Source organism: Agrobacterium sp. ICMP 6402 (genome assembly GCF_009498615.1).
Lineage (GTDB): Bacteria > Pseudomonadota > Alphaproteobacteria > Rhizobiales > Rhizobiaceae > Agrobacterium > Agrobacterium burrii.
On the sequence record NZ_QSNV01000002.1, the window covers coordinates 233,515 to 254,452 of the forward strand.

20 protein-coding genes and 1 pseudogene are annotated in these 20,938 nt (G+C 58.3%); 7 read left to right on the forward strand and 14 right to left on the reverse strand.

Features of this window, described 5'->3' with window-relative positions; genetic code table 11:
• Nucleotides 1-8: 8 nt before the first annotated feature.
• From hemH to DXT96_RS09240, 4 genes are all read right to left on the reverse strand, one after another.
• Entirely contained in the window at nucleotides 9-1,043 is a 1,035-nt protein-coding gene (gene hemH / locus DXT96_RS09225) for a ferrochelatase (RefSeq protein WP_153514401.1), read from the reverse strand.
• A gap of 351 nt (nucleotides 1,044-1,394) precedes the next feature.
• Complete coding sequence (locus DXT96_RS09230; RefSeq protein WP_153514402.1) at nucleotides 1,395-3,320, reverse strand: 5'-nucleotidase C-terminal domain-containing protein; 1,926 nt, start codon at nucleotides 3,318-3,320, stop codon at nucleotides 1,395-1,397.
• A 221-nt stretch (nucleotides 3,321-3,541) separates the two neighbouring features.
• Entirely contained in the window at nucleotides 3,542-3,916 is a 375-nt protein-coding gene (gene omp10 / locus DXT96_RS09235; protein ID WP_153514403.1) for an outer membrane lipoprotein Omp10, read from the reverse strand.
• 150 nt (nucleotides 3,917-4,066) lie between these two features.
• A complete protein-coding gene (locus tag DXT96_RS09240; protein WP_149899536.1) occupies nucleotides 4,067-5,512 on the reverse strand; it encodes a homospermidine synthase in 1,446 nt (481 codons plus the stop codon).
• Nucleotides 5,513-5,755: 243 nt separating this feature from the next.
• Here DXT96_RS09240 and DXT96_RS09245 point away from each other — a divergent pair.
• A pseudogene (locus DXT96_RS09245) lies at nucleotides 5,756-6,664 on the forward strand (diguanylate cyclase).
• Here the strand turns inward: DXT96_RS09245 and DXT96_RS09250 are convergent.
• Both DXT96_RS09250 and DXT96_RS09255 read right to left on the reverse strand, forming a co-directional pair.
• Nucleotides 6,661-7,296, reverse strand: coding sequence for an aminotransferase class IV family protein (locus DXT96_RS09250; RefSeq protein ID WP_153514404.1), 636 nt, complete (start codon nucleotides 7,294-7,296; stop codon nucleotides 6,661-6,663). The pseudogene DXT96_RS09245 and the gene DXT96_RS09250 overlap by 4 nt on opposite strands.
• Nucleotides 7,297-7,395: 99 nt before the next feature.
• Entirely contained in the window at nucleotides 7,396-9,246 is a 1,851-nt protein-coding gene (locus DXT96_RS09255) for a M3 family oligoendopeptidase (protein ID WP_153514405.1), read from the reverse strand.
• 169 nt (nucleotides 9,247-9,415) lie between these two features.
• Between DXT96_RS09255 and DXT96_RS09260 the strand changes: the two genes are divergently transcribed.
• On the forward strand, nucleotides 9,416-10,957 hold the full coding sequence (locus DXT96_RS09260) for a sigma-54 dependent transcriptional regulator (protein ID WP_153514406.1): 1,542 nt from the start codon (nucleotides 9,416-9,418) through the stop codon (nucleotides 10,955-10,957).
• 176 nt (nucleotides 10,958-11,133) lie between these two features.
• Nucleotides 11,134-13,047, forward strand: a complete 1,914-nt coding sequence (locus DXT96_RS09265) for a DUF882 domain-containing protein (protein WP_371418823.1) — start codon at nucleotides 11,134-11,136, stop codon at nucleotides 13,045-13,047.
• 82 nt (nucleotides 13,048-13,129) lie between these two features.
• Here the strand turns inward: DXT96_RS09265 and pyk are convergent, their stop codons facing one another.
• Both pyk and DXT96_RS09275 read right to left on the reverse strand, forming a co-directional pair.
• Nucleotides 13,130-14,569, reverse strand: coding sequence for a pyruvate kinase (pyk, locus tag DXT96_RS09270; RefSeq protein ID WP_153514407.1), 1,440 nt, complete (start codon nucleotides 14,567-14,569; stop codon nucleotides 13,130-13,132).
• Nucleotides 14,569-14,967, reverse strand: coding sequence for a DUF1036 domain-containing protein (locus DXT96_RS09275; protein WP_236776599.1), 399 nt, complete (start codon nucleotides 14,965-14,967; stop codon nucleotides 14,569-14,571). The genes pyk and DXT96_RS09275 overlap by 1 nt, the downstream gene beginning before the upstream one ends.
• Before the next feature lie 279 nt (nucleotides 14,968-15,246).
• On the opposite strand from DXT96_RS09275, the gene DXT96_RS09280 reads away from it, so the two are divergent.
• The 3 genes from DXT96_RS09280 (at nucleotide 15,247) to DXT96_RS09290 (ending at nucleotide 16,770) form a co-directional block, all read left to right on the forward strand.
• Complete coding sequence (locus tag DXT96_RS09280) at nucleotides 15,247-16,035, forward strand: N-formylglutamate amidohydrolase (RefSeq protein ID WP_153514408.1); 789 nt, start codon at nucleotides 15,247-15,249, stop codon at nucleotides 16,033-16,035.
• Between the two features lie 15 nt (nucleotides 16,036-16,050).
• Nucleotides 16,051-16,356: a DUF1244 domain-containing protein gene (locus DXT96_RS09285; protein ID WP_153514409.1), complete on the forward strand. Its 306-nt coding sequence runs from the start codon at nucleotides 16,051-16,053 to the stop codon at nucleotides 16,354-16,356.
• Between the two features lie 156 nt (nucleotides 16,357-16,512).
• The gene (locus tag DXT96_RS09290; RefSeq protein ID WP_006314683.1) at nucleotides 16,513-16,770 is read left to right on the forward strand and encodes a DUF2312 domain-containing protein; all 258 of its coding nucleotides are present in this window, start codon (nucleotides 16,513-16,515) and stop codon (nucleotides 16,768-16,770) included.
• A gap of 65 nt (nucleotides 16,771-16,835) precedes the next feature.
• On the opposite strand, the gene DXT96_RS09295 is transcribed toward DXT96_RS09290, so the two are convergent.
• The 5 genes from DXT96_RS09295 to DXT96_RS09315 all read right to left on the reverse strand — a co-directional run bounded on the left by DXT96_RS09295 (nucleotide 16,836) and on the right by DXT96_RS09315 (nucleotide 19,611).
• On the reverse strand, nucleotides 16,836-17,441 hold the full coding sequence (locus DXT96_RS09295; RefSeq protein WP_153514410.1) for a tetratricopeptide repeat protein: 606 nt from the start codon (nucleotides 17,439-17,441) through the stop codon (nucleotides 16,836-16,838).
• 101 nt (nucleotides 17,442-17,542) lie between these two features.
• Nucleotides 17,543-17,668: a type B 50S ribosomal protein L36 gene (gene ykgO / locus DXT96_RS09300; RefSeq protein WP_003497670.1), complete on the reverse strand. Its 126-nt coding sequence runs from the start codon at nucleotides 17,666-17,668 to the stop codon at nucleotides 17,543-17,545.
• A gap of 139 nt (nucleotides 17,669-17,807) precedes the next feature.
• Entirely contained in the window at nucleotides 17,808-18,893 is a 1,086-nt protein-coding gene (locus tag DXT96_RS09305) for a 5-(carboxyamino)imidazole ribonucleotide synthase (RefSeq protein WP_153514411.1), read from the reverse strand.
• Nucleotides 18,893-19,393: a 5-(carboxyamino)imidazole ribonucleotide mutase gene (gene purE / locus DXT96_RS09310; RefSeq protein WP_077767952.1), complete on the reverse strand. Its 501-nt coding sequence runs from the start codon at nucleotides 19,391-19,393 to the stop codon at nucleotides 18,893-18,895. The genes DXT96_RS09305 and purE overlap by 1 nt, the downstream gene beginning before the upstream one ends.
• Before the next feature lie 14 nt (nucleotides 19,394-19,407).
• The gene (locus DXT96_RS09315; RefSeq protein ID WP_006314698.1) at nucleotides 19,408-19,611 is read right to left on the reverse strand and encodes a YdcH family protein; all 204 of its coding nucleotides are present in this window, start codon (nucleotides 19,609-19,611) and stop codon (nucleotides 19,408-19,410) included.
• 235 nt (nucleotides 19,612-19,846) lie between these two features.
• On the opposite strand from DXT96_RS09315, the gene DXT96_RS09320 reads away from it, so the two are divergent.
• A complete protein-coding gene (locus DXT96_RS09320; protein WP_149899525.1) occupies nucleotides 19,847-20,023 on the forward strand; it encodes a YdcH family protein in 177 nt (58 codons plus the stop codon).
• A 113-nt stretch (nucleotides 20,024-20,136) separates the two neighbouring features.
• Here the strand turns inward: DXT96_RS09320 and DXT96_RS09325 are convergent, their stop codons facing one another.
• The gene (locus DXT96_RS09325) at nucleotides 20,137-20,901 is read right to left on the reverse strand and encodes a sulfite exporter TauE/SafE family protein (RefSeq protein ID WP_153514412.1); all 765 of its coding nucleotides are present in this window, start codon (nucleotides 20,899-20,901) and stop codon (nucleotides 20,137-20,139) included.
• Nucleotides 20,902-20,938 lie beyond the last annotated feature (37 nt).

Genomic DNA, 20,938 nt, shown 5'->3' on the forward strand with positions numbered 1-20,938 from the left:
TGGCAAAATTACACCCAGCCTTGCAACTCCTGTCTTACAACCTTTTCGAGAACGGTCATGCCCTCGGTGCTGTCGTTCAGGCAGGGAATATGGGTGAATTTCTCACCGCCATTATGGAGGAAAATTTCTCCAGCTTCACCGGCAATTTCCTCCAGCGTCTCAAGACAATCCGATACGAAGCCGGGGTTCATGACGGCGATGCGCTTCATGCCCTCGGATGCCAGTTTTTCCACAGTCTTGTCGGTATAGGGCTGCAACCACTCTTCCGGTCCGAAACGCGACTGGAAGGTGATCATGAAATTCTTGTCGGTCCGGCCAAGAGCCTCCCGCAGCAGGCGTGCGGTTTTCTGGCAATGACAATAATAGGGATCGCCCTTTTTGAAGTATGATTGCGGAATGCCATGGAAGGAGGTGATCAGCATCTCCGGCTCCCAATCCAGCGTTGCCAGATGGTTTTTGACGGAGGCGGCAAGCGCCTCGATATAGGCCGGATCGTCGTGATAGGGCGGTACGGTGCGAATGGCGGGCTGCCAGCGCAGCTTCATCAGATGTTCGAATGCCTTGTCGTTCACCGTTGCCGTGGTCGATGCGGCATATTGCGGGTAAAGCGGAAAAAGCAGGATTTTTTCACAACCCTGTTCCTTCAGCGCGTCGATTTTCGAGGCGATGGAAGGCTGGCCGTACCGCATCGCCCAATCCACGACGACATTGGGCAGATCCTTCAACGCCTGCGCCATCAGTTCGCCCTGGCTGCGGGTGAAGGTGCGCAGGTAGCTTTCGTTGCGCTCGCGATTCCAGATCGCCTCATAGGCCTTGCCGACCTTCTGCGGGCGCTTGTTGAGGACGATGCCGTAAAGGATCGGATACCAGTAAAGGCGCGACCATTCGATGACGCGCTTGTCGCTCAAAAATTCCGCCAGATAACGGCGCATCGGCCAGTAGTCCGTACCATCTGGCGTGCCGAGATTGACGAGCAGGACGCCAACCTTGCCGAACGCGATGCGTGGATGGTCTGCGGGGAGTGCGGATAGTTCTGTCGCCATGAATGACACCTGAAACTCGGACTGGTTGCGTGAGAGCTTTTCCGTTTGAGATAGGGGCGGAAAGGCTCCATCTTTTATTTTATACACACCGGCGAGAACCGTGACGGGGTTTGCCGGAAATGCACGAGCTATACGCCCGTGACGTCAATTTGTTCACGTGTTCTAGACGAATTTTCTCAGGATTGAACCACCGGCAGACGTGATTTCCGGGGTTGAGCGGCAGGCAGGATACTTTTTGACAACTAACGGCCTGTAATTGCCTGTTTTTTATGGAAAAATAAGAAGCCGGCCCCCTTTGCTGAGGGCCGGCTTCCGGTCTGCGGCAAATTGCCCTGTCTCTCGGCTTGCGGCTTATTGAGCCGGAAGTTCAAGTTCGTCGCCGATCTCGATATGGTTCGGCCGTTTCAGAGTGTTCGCCTTGGCAATTCTTGTCCAAAGCGCGCCGTCGCCATATTTTTCCGCCGCGATCTTCCAGAGCGAGTCGCCCTTTTCGACGACATACTTGACGGCAGCAGCCGCCGCTGCGGGTGCTGCGGATGCCGGTGCAGTGGCCGCAGGTGCCGGGGCCGGTGTGGCCGCAGGGGCAGGTGTGCTTGCCGCCGGCGCCGGTGCGGTTGCGGCGGTTGCAGGTGCTGCAGGTTTTGCCGGCGCAACGTAACCCGCCGGCGTCACTTCATTGATGCGGCCGTCCGTATAGGGCTTATAGGGGCTGTTGGCGGTGATAAACGCGGCGACAGCCTCTTCAAGGTTGGGGCCGAAATCATAGGCGTTGATCGCTTTTTCCGCAAAGACCTTGAAGCCGTCACCACCGGTGCGCACGTAGTTATTGGCCGCGACGATATAGGTCTTGGCCGGGTCGAGCGGCACGAAGGCCTCGCCTTCCTTGACGTCAACCGAAACGACGCGGTTGCCAGCCGGCTTCGACCGATCGAAGGAATATTTCATGCCGGAAACCTGCATGAAGCGACCAGCACCGTCGTCGATCTGGCTGACGCCGTTTTCGAGGGCGGCGCGAATATCCTCGCCCTTCAGCTGGAAGGTGGCAACGGTGTTCTGGAACGGCAGGACCGTCAGAACTTCGCCCATGGAAACATCGCCGGCATCGATGGAGGAGCGCAGCCCGCCACTATTGGCGAAAGCGATGGTGACACCCTGATCCTTGACGCGCGCAAGCGTTGCATCCGCTACCAGATTGCCCATGGAGCATTCCTTGACGCGGCAAACCTTGCGGTCTCCCTCGATCGGGCCTTCCGAGGAACCGACGACCTTGGTTTTCAGTGCCTCGATCGGCGCCTTCAGCTCATCGATGCGCTTCAGTGTAGCTTCGTCGGGCTTGAAGGAGGAATCGATCAGGATGGGATCGCCCTTGCTTTCCTTGACCACGCCGCTGTCATCGAAGACGACTTTCAGGTCGCCGAGATATTTGCTGTATTGCCCGGCCTGAACGACCGGAACCTTGTAACCACCGGGATTGTCGACGAGGGTCGGATAAGGGCCTTCGGCCTTCCGGTCGGTGTTTGAAAGCAGCGTATGCGAGTGGCCGCCGACCACAACGTCCACATCCGGGATCTTCGCGATGAATTCGAGGTCACGCGGATATCCGACATGGGTAAGGGCGATGATCTTGTCGACACCTTCCTGCTTCAGCTTCTGCACCTGTTCGCTGATTTTTGCGACATCTTCGGCAATGGTGATATTGGGGCCGGGGGTGGCCAGTTCGGCCGTGTCATTGGCGACGGCGCCAACGATGCCGATTTTCTGGCCGCCGACCTCAAGCACGATGGACGGCTTGACGCGATCGCCGATTTTCGAGGCGGCGGTGGCTACCACATTGGCAGTCACAACCGGAAACTGGACCTTGTCGAGGAAGCCGGCAAGCCCGTCTTCGCTATCGTCGAATTCATGATTGCCGACGGTCATGGCGTCGAACTTCATGGCGTTCAGCATTTCGGCTTCAACGGTGCCCTTGTAGGTAGTGTAGAAAAGCGACCCCTGGAAATTATCGCCGGCATTGAGCAGGAGAACATTCTTGCCTTCAGCCTTCAGCGCATCACGGGTCTGGTTGATTGCGGTCAGAAGGCGTGCGGCACCGCCGAAGCACTCGTTTTTGCCTTCTTCTGCCGCCGAGCAGGTCGAATCGGATTTGTTGATCGATTCGATACGGGAGTGAAAATCGTTGATGTGGAGAATGTTGAGTTCGTAGTCGGCCAGTGCCGCTCCAGCCGAAAGCGTGATCGCCGAAACGCTCAGCATGCCAAGTCCCAAAATTTTCTTCATGGTCCCTCTCTCCTGTTCAAGGCGGAAGCCCGGGCCGGCCGATCATCATCCGACCGTGCTTCCATCATTTTTTAAGCTGAAAGTATGTCAGTCTTTCAAAACCGGATGTTTCCATTTAGCGGCAATTGCCGCAAGCGAAATTATGACAGGTGTGCGACAAACAAAAACGCACGCTGGAAGCGTGCGTTTCAGAAGATCATCCCATTGAAAAGTCGACGATATCAGCCCTGGCGGTTCAGCGAAAACTGGCTGTTGCTGTCTGTCGTGCAGTTCAATTGTGACGGCGAGACGAGGGCGCAGTTGACGCGCGACTGTGTGTTGCGCACCAGCGATGTCATGTTGATTTCGTAGAGCGTCGGCGAAATCGTCACATAGGTGCCCGAGGCCAGAAGCGTGTTGGTGTCGGTCGAACGGGTGGAGAAGGCGCCGTTCTGAAACGTCGATATGATGCCGTTGCGATCGATCCACCGGCCATCCACGGCTGGGCCGCGGGAAAGCGAAGGCGCCATCGAGGTCTGCTGCGAGGGACCTGGCGCGACGCATGAAGACACCGCGATGGCGGCTGAAAGCAAAGCAGCGCTTGTCTTGAAGTTCATGAGCCTGTTCTCCTGCGATTCGATGAAACTTTCCGTGTTTCGACCATGCCGTGAAGCGTTCCTTATTTCAAGGCAACGTTGTTTGCTCTTGCCGGTTCCTCACATCCCACATGAAAGCGGTGACGTGACAAATATGAGACGCCGCTTTCCTCACCGCACCAGAATATTGCGGAACTGCCATGGATCAGATGTGTCGATATTGTCGGGAAACAGGCCGGGGCGGCCGTCGAGCGGCGTCCAGTCCGTGTAGTGTCCTTCGACCGGGCCTAGATAGGGGCGCTGCACCTCCAGGCATCGGCGGTAATCTACTTCATCCGCTTCGACGATGCCGGCTTGCGGATTTTCAATGGCCCAGACCATTCCGGCCAGCACTGCGGAACTGACCTGCAGCCCGGTCGCATTCTGGCTGGGGGCAAGTGAACGCGCCTCCTGCAGGCTCAGCCGCGAGCCGTACCAATAGGCGTTTTTGTTGTGACCATAAAGCAGAACGCCCAGCTCGTCGGCGCCGTCGACCAGCTCATCTTCGCCCAGCACATGTTGTACCGGCTGGGGGATGCCGCCATTGCCGAAAAGTTCATGCAGGGAAAGAATGGCGTCGTTGCAGGGGTGATAGGCGTAATGGCAGGTCGGCCGATAGGTCACCTCGCCATCGTCATTGCGGACGGTGAAATAGTCGGAAATCGAGATCGCCTCATTGTGGGTGACCAGAAAGCCATATTGCGGTCCCTGTCCCGGACACCATGTCCGCACCCGCGTATTGGCCCCGGGTTGATCGAGATAGATCGCCGCCTTGCTGCCTTTCTTCTGTTTTTTTGCGTTTTTCGGCATCCAGTTTTCATGGGTGCCCCAGCCGAGTTCGGCGGGCTGGAACCCCTCGGCGATGAAACCTTCGACCGACCAGGTATTCCAGAAAGCGCCGAAGGGCTTGGGATCTTTCGCCCGCTGCGTATCGCGCTCGGCCACATGCACGCCCTTGACGCCGAGCTGTTTCATGAGCTTTGCCCATGCCTCCCGGTCATGCGGTTGCGGTTCTTCGATCTCGAGACCGGTATCCTTGGCGAGATTGATCAACGCCTGTTTCACGAACCAGGACACCATGCCGGGATTTGCCCCGCAGGTGGAAACGGCCGTCGTGCCGCCCGGCCTGCGCGCCTTTTCTTTCAGCATGGTTTCGCGAAGTGAATAATTGGTTCTGGAGGCATTGTCGGCATCGGCATCGAAATAAAAGCCCGGCCATGGCTCAACTACGGTGTCGATGTAGAGCATGCCGTGTTTGCGACAAAGCCGCATCAGATCGACGGAGGCGGCATCGACCGAAAGATTGACGCAGAAGCCCTGACCCTGAACGCCCTTGAGCAGCGGCTTCAGAACCTCCTTGTAATTCTCCTTGGTCAGATGCGTGCGGATATGCTGAATGTTCCTCTCGGCCAGAAATGCGGCGATATCCTCGCGCGGATCGATAACGACGAGCCGGGTCTTGTCAAAATTGAAATGACGTTCGATCAACGGAAGAGTACCGCGCCCAATGGAGCCGAAGCCGATCATGATGATGGGGCCGTCAATATCGCCGTAAATCGGATGGTTTGCGTCCGTCATTCGTCAATTTTCCTTTTTCAGCCAATAAGTAAGCTAGATCATAAAAGCGTGCCACAATAAAGGGCAGGTGGATGACGGACATATGACGGTCAGGGTGAAAGCAGGCAGACGGACGCATTCTGCCCCTTCGCATTTTAGAGACTGCGTTTATAATCGAATTCTTCTTTTCGTGCGTAAGGTCATGTGCTGGGGGCTTTGGCCGGATGACGACGAGAGTTTTTGCCATCACAGGAGAATTGCCTGTTGAACAGTTTCATCGAGCGTGTCGCAGCGCTTCAAAGTGCCACCCCCGTTCTGATTGCCCTTTACGATTCCGAAGACCGGCTGCGGCATGCCAACCCGTCGTTTCTGGAGAGCTTTCAAATTACCCCGGAAGAATTTCCGACCTGGGCGGATATCATGCGGCTGAACCATCGCCTGCAAACCGGTGTCGTCGTTCGACACAGGGATTTCGAGGGCTGGCTTCTGTCGGCGCAGTCCCGGCGCGGCAAGCTGCCATATCGCGCCTTTGAGATGGACATGTATGACGGCCGCTGGTTCTGGATGACGGAGACGGTGCAGCAGGATGGCTGGATGCTGTGCGTCGCAAGCGATGTCACCGAATTGCGTCAGGGTTACCGAACGCTGCGACAGGACCGGGATCTGGCCGTGCGCGCCTCGCAGACGGATGAACTGACGGGAACGGCGAACCGCCGTTTCGTTTTCGCCAAGCTGGCTTTGCAGGTGGAACGGGTCGGCAAGGGGCTTGAAGCACCGTTTTGTCTTTGCACGCTGGATATCGATTTTTTCAAGTAGATCAATGATCGTTTCGGCCATAAATGTGGAGATGCGGTGCTGCGCGATTTTGTCGGCATCGCCCATTCCGTCATTCGCCGGGTGGATTGTTTCGGCAGGATCGGCGGTGAGGAATTCATGCTCGTCCTGCCGCGCAGTTCGGTCACCGAAGGCCGGGAGATCGTCGAGCGCCTGCTGCAAAGGGTGCGGCTTTCAAGGCCTCTGGCCGAATTTCCGGATTTCTCTTACAGCTGCTCGGCCGGCATGACGGCCTATCGGATGGCGGAAAGCGCCGACGATGTCTTCATGCGTGCCGATCAAGCTCTTTATACAGCCAAGGAAAAAGGCCGCGACCGGCTTCTGGCGGTGACTGTTTAAATCAACTCAGCCGCAATAAGCCCATGTAGCGAATTACCGACGAACAGCCGCCGCCCGGCGATATCATCCGGTTTCAGCGCCTGCCCGCGCGCCTTGCGTTCACGGATCAGGTCGGCGCGCAACACACCCGGCAGAACGCCGCTGTCGAGCGGTGGCGTCAGTAACTGCCCGTCCGGCATTTCGACGAAAATGCTGGTCGATGATCCCTCGCACAACTCGCCGCGTTCATTGAGCAGGAGAACTTCATCCGCCTCTTCGGCTGAAAACTCGGCGCGGGCGGCATCATAAGGTTCGCGACGCGACGACTTGTGACGATAGAAGGTATCCGTGGAATCGAGCGTGGTTTTTGTCGCGATACGAACGCGCCAGATCGCATTTGTTAGTATGGGACTAAAATCGGCCGACTCGATATCGAGTTCGCCCTTGTAGTTCATCACCAGCCTGACGCAGAGCGGGTTTTCGCCGCCCACCGTCTTTTCCAGCGCCTCAACCGCATTGGCCGGCGCCCGAAAACCGAGCGCATCGGCCGAACGCAGCAGCCGGCGCATATGCTGGTCGATGCGCTGAAAGCCCGATTGCGGCTCCCAGCGCAGGGTTTCTCTCAAGGTCAGATCGGCGGGTTTGCGTTTCATTGCCTGTGCTCGTCGCCTGTCATCATGGTCGGTTTCTGCGCCGGCACTATCAACCGGCAAAGCTTATCCGAAATAGGATAGCCTTGCCGGCTGGCGAGGTTAAGCCTGTTTATTGTCCAGCGCTTCCAGCTCATCGATCAGCCCTTCGATCATCGAAAGCCCCTTGTCCCAGAAGGAGGGATCGGTGGCATCAAGGCCGAAGGGCTTCAGAAGCTCCGAATGGTGTTTGGTGCCGCCGGCTTTCAGAAGCTCGAAATATTTCTCCTGAAAGCCCGTCTCGGCCTTCTGGTAAACCGCATAAAGCGAGTTCACCAGGCAATCGCCGAAGGCATAGGCATAGACGTAGAAGGGCGAATGGATGAAATGGGGGATATAGGTCCACCATGTCTCGTAGCCCTCGGAAATGCGGATCGCCGGTCCGAGGCTTTCGGCCTGAATGGACAGCCACAATTCGCCGATCTGGTCGGAAGTCAGTTCACCGTCCTTGCGGGCGGTGTGCAGCTTGCGCTCGAATTCGTAGAAAGCGATTTGGCGCACGACCGTGTTGATCATGTCCTCGACCTTGCGGGCAAGCATGGCCTTGCGTTCGCGGATGTCTTTCGTGTCGTCGAGCAATTTGCGGAAGGTCAGCATTTCACCGAAAACGGAGGCGGTTTCGGCAAGCGTCAGCGGTGTTGCGCACATCAAGGCGCCCTGCTGACCGGCCAGTACCTGATGCACGCCATGGCCAAGCTCATGGGCAAGCGTCATCACGTCGCGCGGTTTGCCGAGATAGTTGACGAGCACGTAAGGATGGGCCGAGGGCACGGTCGGATGCGCGAATGCGCCCGGCGCTTTGCCGGGGCGGGCGGGTGCGTCGATCCACTCTTCGTCGAAGAAGCGGCGGGCGATATCGGCCATCTCAGGCGCGAAATTGCCATAGGCGGACAGCACCGTGTCCTTCGCCTCATCCCATGGAATGATCGTGTTCGATGTATCGGGAAGCGGCGCGTTGCGATCCCAGTAATTCATCTGCTCCATGCCGAGCCACTTTGCCTTCATGGCGTAATAGCGATGCGAAAGGCGCGGGTAAGCCTTCTTTACGGCGGCGGCCAATGCATCGACCACTTCACGCTCGACGCGGTTGGCCAGATGACGGCTATCGGCAATGTCCTCGAACTTGCGCCAGCGGTCGGAAATGTCCTTGTCCTTGGCAAGCGTGTTGGTGATGAGGGTGAAGACCCGCAGATTATCCTTGAAGGTGGCGCTCAATGCTTCCGCCGCCTTTTTCCGGGTTTCTGGCTCCGGCTCCTGCAGCATGTTGAGCGTCACTTCCAGCGGAAGGCTCGCGCCGTCAATGTCGAAACGCAGATCGGCCATCGTTTCGTCGAACAGGCGGTTGAAGGCTGAGGCACTTGTCATCGATTTTTCGAGGAACAGCTGCTCCAGCTGGTCGTCAAGCTGATGCGGCTTGTCTTTGCGCAAATCCACCAGCCAAGGCCGGTAGTGTCCCGCTGCGGCGTCGTTCACCATGCAGGCGTCCATCGTCGCATCGTCGATGCGGTTGAGTTCAAGCGTGAAGAACAGGAGATGTGCGGAAATATCCGTCAACTTCGCCTGTGCATCTCCGTATAATTTGCCGTTCGCCGGGTTCGAGGTGTCAGAAAAATAGGTCAGCCCGGCAAAGGAGCCGATGCGGCCGATAAGATCGTCCAGCGCCTCATATTCCTTCAGCGCTGCGCCAATGCCCTTGTCGCCCGTGGCCTTTGCAGCTGCCTCAAGCTTGCCCTTCCACTTGCCTTCAAAAGCGGTCGCCATTGCCGCCGCCTTTTCGATGTCGCCCTTATATTCCGGTGAATCACCTGATGGGTAGAGATCCGCGAGCTTCCAGCCGGGCAGGTCGCCCAGCACGGGACCGGAGGTCTCGGCAAGGGAAAATACGGGCGGCGGGGTGAGGCGATTGAGGGTCATCGAACGCGTCCTTCTGATTATGCTTGCGAAGCATATGGGGCCTTTGTTTCCCGCAGCAATGGATAAAATGCAAGCAAATCTCAAAACTGGATGTTCAAGTCTCCCGTGCCAGAGTGCGCCACAAGGGACCGCATGACGCAGGTCCATAAACCGGAAACCGGAGCCAAAAATGACCGCGCATGTTCTCGTGATAGACGATGATCCCGTCCAGCGCCGCCTGCTCAAAAATGCGGTGGAACGTTATGGGCATCTGGCCTTGCTTGCCGAAAACGGCAGGGCGGGGCTGGAGTTGCTCAAGCAATATAGCGGCGAGATCAATGTCATCGTCCTCGACCTCATGATGCCGGAAATGGACGGTCTTTCTTTTCTGAGAGCCGTTGGTGAACTCGGCACCGATGTTCCCGTCATCGTTCAGACCGGCCAGGGCGGCATCGATACCGTCGTGCAGGCCATGCGCGCCGGCGCTTTCGATTTCGTCGTCAAGCCGGTTTCGCCGGAAAGGATCGGCGCGGCCATCTCCAATGCCCTCAAGCTGGACAGGAGAGAGGCAAAGGCCCGCACGGGCAGGCGTGGACGGAGCAATGCAGTGAATTTTACCGATATCGTTTCCGCCAGCCCGGCAATGCTGAGGGTCATAGAGCTGGCGCAGCGCGCCGCCCAGTCCAGCATTCCCGTGGTGCTGGAAGGCGAATCCGGTGTCGGCAAGGAAATGGTTGCTCGCGCTATCCAGTCGGCCGGCGACAGGGCGAACAAGCCGTTCATCACCGTCAATTGCGGCGCCATCCCGCATAATCTGGTGGAAAGCATCCTCTTCGGCCACGAGAAGGGCGCTTTTACCGGTGCTACGGAAAAACACATCGGTAAATTCATGGAAGCGGATGGCGGCACGCTGTTCCTCGATGAAATCGGCGACCTGCCGCTGGACGTGCAGGTCAAGCTGTTGCGCGCGGTTCAGCAGGGCGAAATCGAAACCGTCGGCTCCGCACGGGTGCAGAAGGTTAATGTCCGGCTGATTTCCGCCACCAACAAGAACCTGATCGAAGAGGTGAAGGAAGGCCGTTTCCGCGAAGACCTTTATTACCGCCTCAACGTTTTCCCGATCACCATCCCGGCGCTGCGTCGCCGTAAAGAAGACATCCCGCATCTGGCGCGGGTTTTTGCCGAGCGTTTTTCGGCCGAACAGAAATTGCCCAATCCCGTCGGCCTTGATGCCAGCGCGCTTGCGCTTCTGACGGCCTATGACTGGCCGGGCAATATTCGTCAGCTTGAAAACGCGGTCTTCCGCGCCGTTGTGCTGTCGCAGGGAGAGGACCTGGCGGATACCGATTTTCCGCAGATCGCGTTGCAGCTGCCGGAATTCGCAGCGATGGACGATGCGGGCGATTCCATCCGCTCGCCGTCCGGATCGTCGCTGACGCTGGCTGCCTATTCGCCGCCGCCGCTCGCCGAAAGCCACGCTGTTGTGGAAGAAGCATCGGATGTTTCCACCACCATTTACCGGGGCGGAAATCTGATCTCGAGCATGGATGAGGCGGGCAATATTCGAAAGCTGGCCGAGATCGAAGAGGAGCTTATCCGCTTCGCGCTGCGTTTCTATCGCGGGCAGATGAGCCAGGTTGCCAGGAAACTCGGCATTGGCCGTTCGACGCTTTATCGAAAACTGAAGGATTACGGCATCGATCCCGACGATCCGCTTCGAGATGCCGCATGAAGCCGCAAATGGCGCATCGCCCGGCAGATCGTGAAATTCGTTAACTTCTGAGCAAGGATATCCGCTTACCGTCTATAAACCTCTTGTTAGTGGCTGATTCACTATATAGAGGAAGGTTGCATCTGTGTGGCAATTTTGCCATCGTGTCACCGTATTTGACGTTCATTTGAGGCAATGTGACAGAAATTGTCTTCCAGGCGGGGATCGAATTGCCATATCTGCATCGGAATAACGCGCTTTCGACAAAGATTGCGCGCGGCTTGATCAAGGATATATGCACGAAGCTGTCGGCACGCGCTGTCACCTTTGCCTGCCTGATGCTCGCCGCCATGCCTTTCTTAGGTGTTTCGGCGACGGAAGCCGCCGCCGAAACGCGCAGCCTCAAACTGTATTATATCCATACACGCGAGAAGGCGGTCATCACCTTCAAGCGCAATGGAAAATACGACCAGAAGGGCCTGCAGGAGCTGAACCGCTTCCTGCGTGACTGGCGTCGCAACCAGCCCACACGGATGGACCCGCGCCTTTTCGATCTTGTCTGGGAAGTTTATCGCCGCAGCGGCGCGACCGATTATATCAATGTCGTCTCGGCCTTCCGTTCGCCGGAGACCAACGGCCTCTTGCGTTCGCGCACCAAGGGTGTAGCGGAAAAAAGCCAGCACATGCTCGGCAAGGCCATGGATTTTTACATTCCCGGTGTGAAGCTTGCCACCCTGCGTGAAGTAGGCATGCAGATGCAGATCGGCGGCGTCGGCTTTTATCCGAGTTCCGGTTCTCCCTTCGTGCACATGGATGTCGGCGGCGTTCGCGCCTGGCCACGCATGAGCCGCCAGGAACTCGTGCGTATTTTCCCGAAAGGCAATACGCTGCACGTTCCGTCCGATGGCAAGCCGCTTCCCGGTTATGAGCAGGCGCTGGCGGATTACAAGAAGCGCGTCAGCTCCTCCTCCGTTCAGGTTGCGTCCAGCGCCGGTTCCGGTCCCGCTTCCTCTGGTGGCGGTGGCAAGCGCAAGACGCTGTTGCAGGCGCTCTTTGGCGGTGGTGGTGATGAGGATGAAGATCCCGATAGCATCGCAGCGCCGGAGCCCGCAGAACGCCCGGCGGTCGCACGCCCGGCTGCTCCGCAGCAGCAAGCAGCGCCTGAGCCAGAACCAACGATTGCGGTGGCTTCCGCCCAAGCTCTTCCGGGCGTGAACGATGCGCCGCTGCCGACGGCTCGTCCAGCTTTCGGCAACCAGCCGCCGGCTAATACCGGCTTGGCGACGGCACTTTATTCTCCAGCCCGTAATGCCGCACAGGACGCCTTGCAGGCTGCAACGACGCCGACCCCGGCATCTGCTCCGGCCGAACGCCAGCAATTTGCCGATCTGGCTGAAGTCTCCGTGCCAGTACCTACACTTCTCGGGCCGCGTGGCATGAGAGGCGATGCGGAAGGATCAGTTCTGACGGCTTCCGCCGATGGTGCGACCCCTGCGGCGACCGGTGAGCTTGCCTCCATTCCGGTTCCCGCCAATCGCCCGGCCGTGGCTGAAGCCCTTCTTGCTGCCGCCAATGCTGATCAGGAAGGCGAAGACGATCTCGCCGAGGCGCAGCAGGATACGCTTTCGCCGACGGTGGTTGCGGCGCTTGAACAGAGTGGCCAGGCCGCCCGTTCACAGGTTCAGTCCGCTGCCATGCCGACGGCCGCGCAATTCCCGGCCGCCGTCAACCACAAGGTTACGGTCGCGCCTGCTGAAACCGCAAAGGCCGCTCCACAGGAAGGTTTCGGTGACGCCTTTGATCTGAAGCCCGCCGTCAATGGTGGCCTTACTGCTGGTTTGCCAACCAAAGGCTCGCGTCCGAGCAGGCAGGATGCGGCCGTTTCCCATCAGGCCATGGTCGGTGGTGGTCGCCTGACGCAGGATTCGATCTCTGACTGGGCGCTCAACCAGAACAAGGGTACGACCGGACGCTCGGTAAAGGCGCCGCGTGTTGTCGCCAACCGCATGCTCAGCCACGACATGTCGGCTTCGGCCACCTCGGCAAGCTTCAAGCCGGGCGCGGCGGCAATCGAGTCCAGCCGCTTCAGCACACCGGTGAAGATGCACTGAGCCTCGCTTTTGTAATCGGCCACAAGGCCAACAAAAAACCCGCCGTTGCCGGCGGGTTTTTTAATGCCTGTATATTCCGCGATCAGACGCCGCTCTGGCCGTCCGAGCCGATATAGGCGATGCGCACCATATTGGTCGCACCGGGGGTGCCGAGCGGCACGCCGGCGGAGATGATGATGCGGTCGCCCGGCTTGCCGAAACCTTCGGAAACGACGATGCGACAAGCGCGGTTCACCATGTCGTCCAGATCGCTGGCATCGCCGGTGACGACGCAGTGCAGACCCCAGACGACAGACAGGCGGCGTGCGGTCTGGATGATCGGCGAAAGAGCAATGATCGGAACCTGCGGCCGTTCGCGCGCCGCACGCAGACCCGTCGTGCCGGACGAGGTGTAGGTGACGATCGCCGACAGTTTCAGCGTTTCGGCGATCTGGCGGGCGGCGAGCGAAATGGCGTCGGCGCCTGTGGCTTCCGGCTGCGGGCGCTGCGCGTAGATGATGTTGGAGTAATAGGGATCCTGTTCCACGGTGCTGGCGATGGACGCCATGGTGGAGACGGCTTCGATCGGATAGTCGCCGGAGGCCGATTCAGCCGAAAGCATGATGGCATCAGCGCCTTCGAACACGGCGGTGGCGACGTCGGACACTTCAGCGCGCGTCGGGACGGGCGCGGTGATCATCGATTCCAGCATCTGCGTGGCAACAACGACCGGCTTGCCGGCGCGGCGGCAGGCGCGCGTCAGCTGCTTCTGGATGCCCGGAACCGCTTCCAGCGGCATTTCGACACCCAGATCGCCGCGCGCGACCATCAAGGCGTCGGAAAGCTCGATGATTTCCTCGATACGCTCGACAGCCTGCGGCTTTTCGATCTTGGACATCAGGCCAACGCGGCCGCGCGCGATCTTGCGCACTTCGGCCAGGTCTTCCGGACGCTGGACGAAGGAGAGGGCGACCCAGTCCACTTCGTTGGTGGCGAGAACGGCATCAAGGTCGACACGGTCCTTGTCGGTCAAAACGCCGACGCCGAGCAGGGTGTCGGGCAGGCTTATGCCCTTGCGATCGGAAATCTTGGTGCCGGAAACGACGGTGGTGACGATGCTCTTGCCGTCGCTCTTTTCAGCGCGCAGATGCAGCTTGCCGTCATCGATCAGCAGGCGATGGCCGGGCTTGACCGCTTCGAGGATTTCAGGATGCGGCAGGAAAACGCGGGTGTTGTCGCCGGGTGTGTCGTTGTTGTCCAGCGTGAAGGTCTGGCCCGGAACCAGATCGACCTTGGTTTCGGCAAACTTTCCGACGCGCAGCTTGGGACCCTGCAGGTCGGCCAGAATGCCGATGGGACGGCCGTTGCGGCTCTCGACCGAGCGGATACGCTCAATCAGCGTGCGCATCACGTCGTGGCTCGCGTGGCTCATGTTGATCCGGAAAAGATCGGCGCCAGCCAGATGCAGCTTTTCGATCATCGCCTCATCCGAGGAGGCGGGGCCGAGAGTTGCAAGAATTTTGACTTTGCGGTTACGCTTCATCAGTTTTGATTTCCCTGTGTGCCTGGCGTATCGGAAAGCTGGACCATCCAGCTGCCCTGTCTGCCCGTGTCATATTCCTTGAAACCCATTCTCTGGAAGCTGCGGGCATAACAATCGTCTACGCCGCCGATCTTGAACTCGTTTTCCGCCACGCACATGTTGACGTCACCGGTCCAGCGGCCGCCATGGGCGGCGTCTTCGGCATAAAGATAATAATAACGCGACTGCAGCTCACCCTCGATCAGCGTTGCGCAGGTGGAGGAGGGGACCTGCCACCAGCCTTCACTGACCCAGCCCTCCTGTCCACGATAGCCGATTGCGACCCCCACGAGATTTTGCGTGCTGTTGCAGACGCGAAAATCCGCATGTGCGGTTTCCACGAACACAAACGGGGTCATAAACAATGCCGCTGCGGAAAAAAGACGGGCAAGATGCCGAAAGTGGCGAGGACGAGCGAGAGATGACTGAGTCACGGCTTCCATCCGGATTCCATGGTTATAATGAACACACTTCTTGGCGTGGCCGCCCAAGAAAGTCAACGCGAGTTTAATCGATTATATTGTTCGTGGGATCGTGAGTGCGGTAAGGTAGATGGCTGTTCCTGCGCCGAAACTTGCGCCCGGCCTCAAGCCATGCCATCAAGCTTTTCTCCTCAATCCTGCCCCAGAAAATCATCGATGAACGACTTCATACCTTATGAAATCATAGAAGGCGAATATGACAAAGGCATGGTCCTTCTGGCAGACCACGCGATGAACCTTCTGCCGGCACACTACGGCAAACTTGGCCTTCCGCAAACCGCTTTTCATCGCCATATCGCATTTGATATCGGCATAGAAGCGTTGACACGGTCGCTGGCCGCCCGTCTTGGCGTGCCGGCAGTGCTCGGACGGTTTTCGCGGCTGCTGATCGATCCGAATCGCGGCGAGGATGATCCCACTCTCATCATGAAGATTTCGGACGGGGCGATCATTCCCGGCAATCACCCGATTTCGGATGAGGAATGGCAAAGGCGCATCGAGGTTTTTCATCGGCCTTATCACGATGCCGTGGACCGTGTGCTGAAAGGCGTAGCGGAAGTATCGGAAGAAGCCCCCCTCGTCTTGTCGCTGCATTCTTACACTCCGTTCTGGAAGGAAACGCCGCGGCCCTGGCATGCGGCGGTGCTCTGGGATACGGATAATCGCGCAGTCGATCCGCTTCTGGCGCATCTGCGCGCGACCGGCGACATTCTCGTCGGCGATAACGAACCCTATGACGGGGCGCTGAAGGGCGATACCATGTTCCGCCACTGCATGATGAAGGGCATACCGCATGCGCTTCTGGAGGTTCGGCAGGATCTGATCGCGGATGAAGAGGGGATTGCGGCCTGGTCGAACCGTCTCGCTCCCATTTTCGCCGCAATGAACGACGATCCGGTTTTGCATGAATATCAGCTGTTCGCCTCTCGCACCGGCCCCTATTGAGCCTGGAGTTGCCCCATGACGAAAGAGAACGACAAACACCAGATCGAGTTCGAGGCGGCCGCCTTTCGCCGTCTGGTGCAGCATCTTCGCGAGCGCCACGATGTGCAGAACATCGATATGATGAATCTGGCGGGCTTCTGTCGCAATTGCCTTTCCAACTGGTACCGCGAAGCGGCAGAGGAAGCGGGTGTCGCGCTCAGCAAGGAGCAATCCCGCGAAATCGTCTATGGCATGCCCTATGACGACTGGAAGGAAAAATATCAGGCGGAGGCGAGCGACGCCCAGAAAGCCGCCTTTGAGCAGAGCAGACCGAAGGAATAACCCCCGATCGACGGAAACGACTTGACGTGAGGCCCGGCAATGGGCAGTTCACAGGCCTGAATTTCTGCCGTCCGGCTGGCGGCGACCGGCGAAAGTTTTAGCCCGGATACAATGAACAGGGCTCACGCAAAAAGAGCCGCCACTACGAAGGATGATATGATGGACGAAACCAGCACCACCGAAACCGTCGCCGCCGCCGAACTGCGTCAGTTCATCGAGCGCGTCGAGCGTCTCGAAGAAGAAAAAGCCGCCATTCAGGGTGATATCAAGGATGTCATGGGCGAGGCGAAGGGTCGTGGCTACGATACCAAGGCGATCCGCACCATTATCCGCCTTCGCAAGAAGGACGCCAACGAGCGTATCGAGGAAGAAACCATCCTGCAGACCTATATGGCGGCGCTTGGTATGGAATGATCGGTTACCGATCGCTCAATAAAAAATCGCCGCTTTTGCGGCGATTTTTGTTTGGTCCCGCAGATTTACCCGCGTGTGCCAGCCAGCTTCTCCGAAAGATCGATAGCCTGTTTGCGGGCATCCTTGTCTGCCGGATAGACCGCCAGATAGCGCTCCCATGCCTTTAGCGCGAGTTCCTCGCGACCGGAGGCTTCGAGGATATTGGCGAGGCTTGCCAGCGCTGGAAAATAGCGCGGCTCCTTTTCCAGCGTCAGATTGATATCCGCCATCGCCTTGCGGGTGTCGCCATCGGCAAAGTGTACCATGGCGCGGCGATAGGGCGCCTGCACATAGTCCGGATCGAGCAGAATGATCTGGTCGAGAAAATCATAAGCGGCGGCGTTGCGCTTTTCGTCGGAGGCTTCGCCTGCCCATTGCATCAGGAGATTGATTGTCGCGCTGCCGGAATCGTTCCATTCGGACGCAATCTGGTTGGCGATGCTGCGCGCCTTGACCGCATTTCGCTCTTTTTTCAGCGATGCAAAAAGCGTGTCGATGGTTCCGGCCGGTGAAGGCGCAGCTTCCGCCACCGCAGGGGTTTGCCCATCCGCCGCATGAGCAACGGAAGCCATTCCTGATAACAGGAGACCCTGAGCGACTATGATGGACATGCAAAAACGATTTGGGCGCATGGGCTAAAGATTAACCCGCCTGCGCCCAATATCAAATGCAAAGTTTTGCTCTGTCAACAAAGTGATCCGCGACATTGATCGCGAACCGCAGTCGCAGTCAATCAGCCCTGACGAGCCTTGAAGCGCGGGTTCTGCTTGTTGATGATGTAGACGCGGCCCTTGCGGCGAACCAGGCGGTTATCGCGATGACGGGCCTTAAGCGCTTTAAGCGAATTCTTGATTTTCATTTTACTGGTCCGCAGTTTTGCACGGCATTTACCGTGCTTATTCAAACAATCAAAAGCGCGCAACGGGGCGCGCTCTTTTCGGTTGGCAGGCAGATACCCGTTTGAGCCCTGCCTGTCAACACTTGCCGGTGTCTTTGCCCTAAAAGACTGAGGCTTTTCCCGTGTGTAAAAGCTCGGTCACATGGCCCATCTTGCGGCCGGGCCGTGCTTCCGTCTTGCCGTAGAGGTGCACGAGACAGTCTTTTTTCGACAGCCATGCCGGAACATCATCGATGTCGTCACCGATGAGATTGGTCATGACGCAATCCGAATGGCGCTCCGTGTTGCCGGGAGCGAGGCCGGACACGGCGCGTATATGCTGTTCGAATTGCGAGATCACGCAGGCGGCTTCCGTCCAGTGCCCGGTATTGTGCACGCGTGGCGCCATTTCATTGGCGACCAGCGAGCCATCGGAGAGCACGAAGAACTCGATGCCGATGACGCCGACATAATCGAGCGCCGCGAGAAGCTTCTCGGCCGATTGCACCGCAACTGTCGCAGCCGCTTCGGAGAGTGCTGCCGGCACGGTTGATGTATGCAGAATGCCGTTCAAATGAATATTTTCAGCCGGATCGTAGCAGACGACGGTGCCGTCCCTGAAGCGGGCGGCGATGATCGATATTTCCCGCTCGAAGGCGACGAAACTTTCGAGGATCAGGGGTACACCGCCGAGCGCCTCGAAAGCACCCGTGCTGTCCTCGTCGCCGCGGAAAAGGCGCTGGCCTTTGCCGTCATAGCCCATGCGGCGGGTTTTCAGCACGCCCTTGCCGCCGAAAGCTACCAGGGCGGCCTCCAGTTCTTCCTGGCTATCCACGGCGCGAAAATCGGCCGTCGGAATGCCGCAACCATTGAGGAAGCGTTTTTCGGTCAGCCGGTCCTGCGAGGCGTTGAGCGCCTGCGGTGGCGGATAGACGGGAACGGAGGCGGCGAGCGTTTCGGCTGCCGCGACAGGCACGTTCTCGAATTCATAAGTTACGACATCGCAGCGACGGGCGAGTTCCGCAAGGGCGCGTTCATCGTCATAATCTGCAACGATCTGATCGTTGCAAACCTGCGCGGCCGGACAATCAGCCTGCGGCTCCAGCACGATGGTACGGTGGTTGAGGCGCGCCGCCGCCATCGCCAGCATGCGGCCAAGCTGCCCGCCGCCGATGATGCCGATGGTCAGATCATTCATCTTCGCCATCACTGGGCGCTGTCCATGGGATATTCGGCGACGGCTGCCGACTGGCGCGCGCGCCATGCATCCAGCCGGTCGGCCAGATCGTCGTCACCAAGCGCCAGAACCGCCGCCGCCAGAAGTGCGGCATTGATGGCGCCGGCCTTGCCGATGGCAAGCGTGCCGACGGGAATACCGGCCGGCATCTGCACGATGGAGTAGAGGCTGTCCTGTCCGGACATGGTCTTGGACTGGACCGGAACGCCGAAGACGGGCAGAGGTGTCATCGCGGCCGTCATGCCCGGTAGATGGGCGGCACCGCCGGCACCTGCGATGATGACCTTGAAACCTTCGTCTTTGGCTCCATTGGCGAAATCATAAAGCCTGTCCGGCGTGCGGTGGGCGGAAATGATGCGCGCTTCATATTCCACATCCAGCGCATCGAGCGTATCGGCGGCGTTCTTCATGGTCTCCCAGTCCGACTGGCTGCCCATGATGATGGCGACGGGGGGTGTTTCTGCTGTCACGTAATGTCTCCGGCTCAGGCGATGATATCGGGAATGACCTGATCTTCGATCTGGGTCATCTTGTCCTTGACGGCCAGCTTCTTCTTTTTCATGCGCTGTATCCGCAGCGCATCGCAACTGGTCTGGATCATCGCGTTGATCGCCGCGTCGTAGTCCTCATGCTCCTGGCGCAGCCGCGCCAGCGTGAGCCTGATGTCCGCCTGGTCCTGATCGGGCATCTTGTCATCCCCATTTTATGCCAGCCGGATAGCCTCCGGCGCGTATGTCATCGTTCACGAGCCTCTATCATCAAATCGCGGTAACGGGAAGTTATCCCTTGCGACCAAATTGCCCACTTATTGCCTTCATTTCGCCTTCGACAATACAGTTAATCCATGTCACATTGTCGTCGCAAACCTGAAACTCCAGCGATGGAGAGCTGGAGGTAGGTTTAAAAAAGGAAGGACGTGCCGCATGACCATTCAGGCTCATATTGCATCGCTCGAAAAGAAACACGGCGCTCTGGAGGAGCAGCTCGAAAGTATTCTTTCTTCCCCGTCTTCGGACGATACGGAGATTGCCGACCTCAAACGTCGAAAACTGCGCCTGAAGGATGAATTGCAGAGGCTCAGAGCCTCCACCAGGCATTAAATTGAATAATGCCGAACCGCAGCCTTGGATGAAATAAAGGACTGACGGTTTGATCTCTTTCGGCCCCGGCAGCACCTGTGGTGCAGCCGGGGCTTTTTATTGGCTGCCGAAGGCTAAAGCGGTAACCCGTCCCATAGCAGCTTTGATGCGGCGACAAGCGCCATGGCATACATGAGCGGATAAAACACGGCGGGTTTCATGTATTTCACCACTTTGGCGCCGGCGAGTGTCGCCAGCATCGCCACAGGTAGCAGGCTTGCCGATGTCTTGAGGTTGGTGGCGTCCAGCGCCCCCAGCGCGAAATAGGGGATGAGCTTGATCGCATTCATGATGGCGAAGAAACGCACGCTCATACCGGTATAGGTTTTGGGGTCGAGCTTCAGCGGCAGGACGTAAATCTGGAAGGGCGGGCCGCCCGCATGGGCCACGAAGCTCGCATAACCCGACAGGCTGGACCAGAGCGTTGCCGCCGCCGGTCGTTGCGTTTTGGCCGGGATTGCCTGTCCCCTTCGGCTTTTGAAGCTCTCGTAAAAATAACGCAAGACGAAGAGGATGGTCACCGAGGCGACGACAAGGCGCATGGCGTCCGCTGATATGAAGCTCGAGGTGGCCCAACCGAGAGTGATGCCTGCGATTGCGCCCGGCAGCATGATGAGGAGCGTTTGACGATGATTATGGTGCCGCCACGCCCAAAGAGCCACGAGATCCATGACGATCAGGATCGGCAGGAAGATCGCCGCCGCCTGCACGGGCGGGATCGCAAGCGCCATCAGTGGCACACCCATCAGTGCCAGCGCACCGCCCAATCCGCCCTTGGAAAGGCCGACAAGCACGACTGCGGGAATGGCGACGAGAAAAAAATGAAAATCGGTCAGCATGGATGGATGGTTGATCCTTTCGCCGGTCCGGTTTATC